Annotated in this window: 6 protein-coding genes and 1 pseudogene; 6 read left to right on the top strand and 1 reads right to left on the bottom strand. The window is 70.2% G+C overall.

Annotation, left to right across the window (positions count from 1 at the left end; all coding sequences use genetic code 11):
• The 5 genes and pseudogenes from I8D64_RS17530 to I8D64_RS16975 form a co-directional block, all read left to right on the top strand.
• Nucleotides 1–140, top strand: a pseudogene (locus I8D64_RS17530) (DNA starvation/stationary phase protection protein); the annotation flags it as partial.
• Between the two features lie 230 nt (nt 141–370).
• Nucleotides 371–553: a hypothetical protein gene (locus I8D64_RS16990; RefSeq protein WP_200503955.1), complete on the top strand. Its 183-nt coding sequence runs from the start codon at nt 371–373 to the stop codon at nt 551–553.
• Nucleotides 554–654: 101 nt separating this feature from the next.
• On the top strand, nt 655–1,158 hold the full coding sequence (locus I8D64_RS16985) for a pyridoxamine 5'-phosphate oxidase family protein (protein ID WP_200503954.1): 504 nt from the start codon (nt 655–657) through the stop codon (nt 1,156–1,158).
• Nucleotides 1,159–1,309: 151 nt separating this feature from the next.
• Nucleotides 1,310–1,507 carry a hypothetical protein gene (locus tag I8D64_RS16980; protein WP_200503953.1) on the top strand — a complete coding sequence of 66 codons (198 nt, stop codon included), beginning with the start codon at nt 1,310–1,312 and terminating at the stop codon, nt 1,505–1,507.
• A gap of 138 nt (nt 1,508–1,645) precedes the next feature.
• Nucleotides 1,646–2,941 (top strand): MFS transporter, encoded by a 1,296-nt coding sequence (locus I8D64_RS16975; protein WP_200503952.1) that lies wholly within the window; start codon nt 1,646–1,648, stop codon nt 2,939–2,941.
• 28 nt (nt 2,942–2,969) lie between these two features.
• On the opposite strand, the gene I8D64_RS16970 is transcribed toward I8D64_RS16975, so the two are convergent.
• Complete coding sequence (locus I8D64_RS16970; protein WP_200503951.1) at nt 2,970–3,950, bottom strand: DMT family transporter; 981 nt, start codon at nt 3,948–3,950, stop codon at nt 2,970–2,972.
• A gap of 176 nt (nt 3,951–4,126) precedes the next feature.
• Between I8D64_RS16970 and fdhA the strand changes: the two genes are divergently transcribed.
• Nucleotides 4,127–5,353, top strand: a complete 1,227-nt coding sequence (gene fdhA / locus I8D64_RS16965; RefSeq protein WP_200503950.1) for a formaldehyde dehydrogenase, glutathione-independent — start codon at nt 4,127–4,129, stop codon at nt 5,351–5,353.
• Nucleotides 5,354–5,361 lie beyond the last annotated feature (8 nt).

The following is a 5,361-nucleotide window of genomic DNA, read 5'->3' as shown; positions in this document are numbered from 1 at the left end:
CCGTGGGCAGCATGCGCTACGTCCATGACGAGGTCGATGAGGCCGACCCGACCTCTGCCGACATTCTGCACGGCATCATCGAGAAGCTCGAGCAGCAGGCCTGGTTCATCAGCGCCGAGACCCGCACGCCGGCCTCCTGACACTGCTCACGGAGCTGGTCATCGATCGAAACCAGCCAACGAGTCGATCGCGGCTCGGTGGGTCCCGAGGACAGCCAAGGAGGAGAACACCGATGCACGCGCACGTGCCCCCTCGAAATGTCGCCCGAGCCGCTCGGAGAGCAGTCCAGTGGATCTCCGATGGAAGAGCGGGGAAAGGCTTCACGAACACGGGTGACCACCGCGCTCGCCAGCTCGCAGCTCGCGAATGCGTGAGCGAGGAGCAGGTCGGGAAGATGAAGCGATACTTCTCGCGCCACCGGCATGACGCCGAGGCGCAGGGCTTCCGGAGAGGCGAAGAGGGATACCCGACGCCCGGGCGCGTCGCGTGGGATGCCTGGGGCGGCGACGCCGGGCGCGATTGGGTGGGAAGAAGGAAGTTCGAGGACCTCTGACACCGCGTGACGCCGCGCGAGCCCCGTGCGCGGGTGGTCAGGATCCCAGCGTGGTCAGGATCCCAGCAGCGAGTCCATCGCATCTGATGAAGGAGACGAGCATGAACAGCACGGACAACGAATCGAACACGCAGGATCTCACTCGCCACGATGTCGCCGCGAAGTTGCGGGACACCGGCGTCGTCATGCTGACGACCGCCGTCGGCGGGGACAAGCTGGTGTCCCATCCGATGACCATCCAGGGTGTCACCGATGACGCGGACGTGTGGTTCTTCGTCGGTCTCGAGGGAGATCAGGCGGGCGCTCTCTCCGGGGACAGCGCAGTGAACATCTCGATCGCGGCCGCCGGTTCATGGCTGTCGGTGGCAGGGCATGCAGAATTCGTGGACGATCGTGGGAAGGTCCAGGAGCTGTGGAACGACTCCGCCGAGGGCTACTTCCCCGCGGGTCCGGGTGATCCGAATCTGGGGCTGCTGCTCGTCAGGACCGACTCCGCGCAGTTCTGGGGCCTGCCGGGCGGTCGGATCGCCGGCGCAGCCCACATGGTGAAGGCGATGGTCACCAAGGGGCGGGCGCCGGGTGGGACCGACACCACGGAACTCTGAGCGGCACTACTCGTACTCCTGCCGGTCGACGGTCGACGGTCGCCAGGCGATCCAGCGGCCCAGAGCACTGAGCAGCAGAACGGGCCATGACGCGTCCGGCGCCATCCTCGGATGCGGCACGGGACCAGAAGCCCTCGACGAAGGAGCACCGGTGGACCGGGAGCAGCTGAAAGTCATCATCAAGGACACCATCACCCAGCGGGAGGACGGTCCGAGCAGCAGCGATGCGAACGACTTCGACGTCGAGGCGATCGCCGACGAACTGCTCGAATCCTCTGGCGACGGGAGCATGCTCGACGTGGACAGCGACGACTTCATGACGATCATCGCTCGCCACCAGCGGAGCTGACCCGGCGCTGGTGCGCTCCTCGCGCCGCGGGCAGACCGGCCAGCAGTCGACGCCGCCCACCGAGGACGACGCGGGGCTGCTCGCCGGGAAGGATGGTGAGCGGCTCGCGCGGAGCATGCCAACTAAGCTGGAGGGGTGATGACGTCGTCCCCCGAGGCAGCAGTGCCGGACCCCCGCACCGCCTCGGAGCGCAACCGTCGGCCCCGTGGCTTCATCACCGTCGCGATCGCGGCGATCACGATGATCGGCCCGTTCACGATCGACTCCGTCTTCCCCGCCTTCACCCGCATCGGCGCCGAGTTCGGCGAGTCCGAGGGCGCGCTGCAGCAGCTGGTCTCCGCCTACCTCGCGGCGTTCGCGGTGATGTCGATCTTCCACGGCCCGCTGTCCGACGCGCTGGGTCGCCGGCGCGTCATGCTCGCGGGCCTCACGATCTACGTGCTCGCGATGTTCGCCTGCGTGCTCGCCCCCTCCTTCGGCAGCCTCGTGCTGCTGCGGGTCCTGCAGGGCATGAGCGCCGGCGCGGCGACGATCATCTCCCGCGTCATGGTGCGCGACCTCTATTCCGGCGCTCAGGCGCAGCGACTGATGGCGCAGGTCATGGCCATCTTCTCGATCGCGCCCGCGCTCGCCCCGGTGATCGGCGGCTGGCTCCTGCTGCTCGGGGACTGGCGCTGGGTGTTCGGCGGGATCGGGATCTACGGGCTGCTCGCGATCGTGCTCACGATCCTGCTGCCCGAGACGCTCCCGCCCGAGCGGCGCTCACCGCTGAGGATCGGCTCCCTGCTCGGCTCGCTCGTGCACGTGGGCGCCTCGGCCCTCATGGTCCGCATCGCCTTCGCCACGGCCTTCGGCTTCGCCGCCCAGTTCCTGTTCATCGCATCGGCGCAGATCATCGTGGTGCGCCTGCTGGGGCTCGGCGAACAGGACTTCTGGGTGCTGTTCGTGCCGCTGATCATCGGCATGTTCACCGGCGCCCAGGCCGTCGGTCGACTCGCCGGCCGCCTTCCGCGCACGCGCATGATCACCATCGGTTACCTGGCGACGCTCGGCGCGACCGCCCTGAACCTGCTGCTCGTGGCGCTCGCCCCCGCGCCCAACGGCACGATCTCGCCCGCACTCATCCCCGTGCTCGTCGGCCCCATGCTGATCGGCTTCACCGTGTCCCTGATCTTCGCGCCCATCCAGCTCGAGATCATGGACCTCTTCCCGCACGCCCGCGGCGCCGCCGCTTCGCTGGGCACCTTCTCCTCGCTCGTGCTCAACGCGCTGCTCGCGGGGGTCGTGGCACCGCTGGTGACGGGCTCCCTGGTCACCCTTGCGGCGACCGCGCTGGCGTTCGTCTGCGCCGGGACCGTGCTGTGGCTGTGGCACCTGCGGGCCACGGGCGGGCACGGCGCCGAGGTCGTCGAGGACGGCGAGGTCGTGGCCTAGCGCCGCACCCGACCCGCCGAGCTCCCGATCAGGTCGCGGGTCCGGAGGGCCGACGGAGGGCGGCGAGGACGCTCGGCGCCACGGCGGAGCCGGCGCCGACCAGGCAGAGCAGACCGCCGAGCGCGGCCAGTGGCGGCGGGGTCTCGCCGAGCACGATCCAGGCCATCGCCACCGTGATCCCCGGGACGATGAGCGAGGAGGAGCTGAGCACCCCGGCCGGGGTGCTGGTCAGCGCGTACCCCCACAGCAGGAACGCGCACGCCGTGGGGAAGACGCCCATGTAGACCACCGTGACGATCGAGGCGGCCGACGCCTCCGCGAGCTCCCCGATCAGCGCCGGTGCGAACGGGAGGCAGGCGAGGAACCCGGCGACGATGCCCACCACCGTCATCGAGGTCGAGTCGACATGGAGGAGCAGCGTCTTCTGCGCCAGGACGCTGCCGGCGTACAGCAGGGCGGCCAGCAGCCCCAGCAGCAGCCCGGCTCCGGAGACCCGCTTGCTCGAGGTGGCCACCGTGATCAGGGCGACGCCTCCGAAGGCCACCAGGATCCCCGCCACCAGACGCACGGGCAGGCCCTCGCCCAGCAGCAGTCCCGAGGCTACGGCGACGATGAGCGGCGCGACGTTGACCAGCATCGCGGCCGTCGCCGCGTCGATGAGAAGCTCCGCCGCGCTCAGCACGATGGTGTACGCGGCGAACCAGGCGACGCCCCACCCGATCACGCCCAGCCAGAGCCGCGGACTCCGCGGCATGCGCACGCGGCCGATGAGGGCGAGAGGGAGCAGCACGACGGCGGCGGATGCGCTGCGCAGCAGCGACATCGCACCGGGGGAGAAGTCCGCGCCGCCGGCCCGGATCACGACGAACGAGGACGCCCACATGATCATCACCAGCAGGGCCGCGAGCCACGGCAGGGCGGGATGCGCGGGGCGGGGCGGTGCCGGGGAGAGCGCCGGGTCGGGTGCGGAGGAGGGCGCCGGGGGATGCGCGGCCGAGGGATCGGGCATGGGCCCATGATCCGGCAGCGGCGGAGGCGGTGCCAGCGGGATCCGGACACCGATGCGCAGGGAGTGGGCTGACGGGACCCGCCGCCTCTTGACCACGCTCGATGCGCGTGCCCACCATGAGGCAGGGCGCGGGACAACGAGGTCGGACGCGTCGCTGGGGAGCCGAGGAGGCCACCATGTCGAGCAATCGGGCAGTCGCGTACAAGGGAGCCGGGAAGGTCGAGGTCGTCGACATCGACTACCCCGGCTACGAGCTCAAGGACGGGCCGGGGGTGAACCCCGCGAACATCGGCCGGAAGCTGCCCCACGGGGCGATCCTGAAGGTCGTCACCACCAACATCTGCGGCTCGGACCAGCACATGGTCCGCGGCCGCACCACCGCCCCCGAGGGGCTGGTGCTGGGCCACGAGATCACCGGCGAGGTGATCGACGTGGGCCCCGGCGTCGAGTTCATCAAGACCGGCGACCTGGTCTCGGTGCCGTTCAACATCTCCTGCGGGCGATGCGTGAACTGCAAGATCGGACGCACCGAGATCTGCCTGAACGTGAATCCCGACCGCCCCGGCAGCGCCTACGGGTACGTCGACATGGGCGGCTGGGTGGGAGGGCAGGCCGAGTACGTGCTCGTGCCCTACGCCGACTGGAACCTGCTGACGTTCCCCGACAAGGACCAGGCCCTCGAGAAGATCCTGGACCTGACCATGCTCTCGGACATCTTCCCGACCGGCTACCACGGAGCCGTCACCGCGGGCGTCGGACCCGGCAGCTCGGTGTACATCGCAGGCGCGGGGCCGGTGGGCCTGGCCGCCGCCGTCGGCGCGCAGCTCCTCGGGGCGGCCGTCGTCATCGTCGCCGACATGCAGGAGGACCGCCTGGCGGCAGCCCGCGCCTTCGGCTGCGAGACGATCAACGTCGCCGAGCAGGACCCCCGCGAGCAGATCGCCAGCATCCTCGGCCGTGAGGAGGTCGACTGCGGCGTCGACGCCGTGGGCTTCGAGGCCAAGGGCCACGGGCACGACGCGAAGGAGGCACCCGCGACCGTGCTCAACACGCTCATGGACGTCACCAAGGCCGGCGGCGCCCTCGGCATCCCCGGGCTCTACGTCACCGGCGACCCCGGCGGCGTGGACGAGGCGGCCAAGGAGGGCTCGCTCTCCCTGCGCCTCGGCCTGGGCTGGGCGAAGGCACTCGGGTTCATGACCGGGCAGTGCCCCGTCATGCGCTACCACCGCCAGCTCATGGAGGCGATCCTGCACGACCGCGTGCACATCGCCGATGCCGTGAACGCCACCGTCATCTCGCTCGACGACGCCCCGCGCGGCTACGCCGAGTTCGACAAGGGAGCCGCGAAGAAGTTCGTCATCGATCCCCACGGGACGACGGGGCTCGCGGCTGCGGGCTGAGGCGGCGA

The sequence above is a fragment of the Brachybacterium halotolerans genome, from assembly GCF_016623465.1.
In the GTDB taxonomy this organism is placed as follows: domain Bacteria; phylum Actinomycetota; class Actinomycetes; order Actinomycetales; family Dermabacteraceae; genus Brachybacterium; species Brachybacterium halotolerans.
The sequence above is the reverse complement of the archived record's forward strand: the minus strand, read 5'-3'. Positions and strand labels throughout refer to the sequence as shown.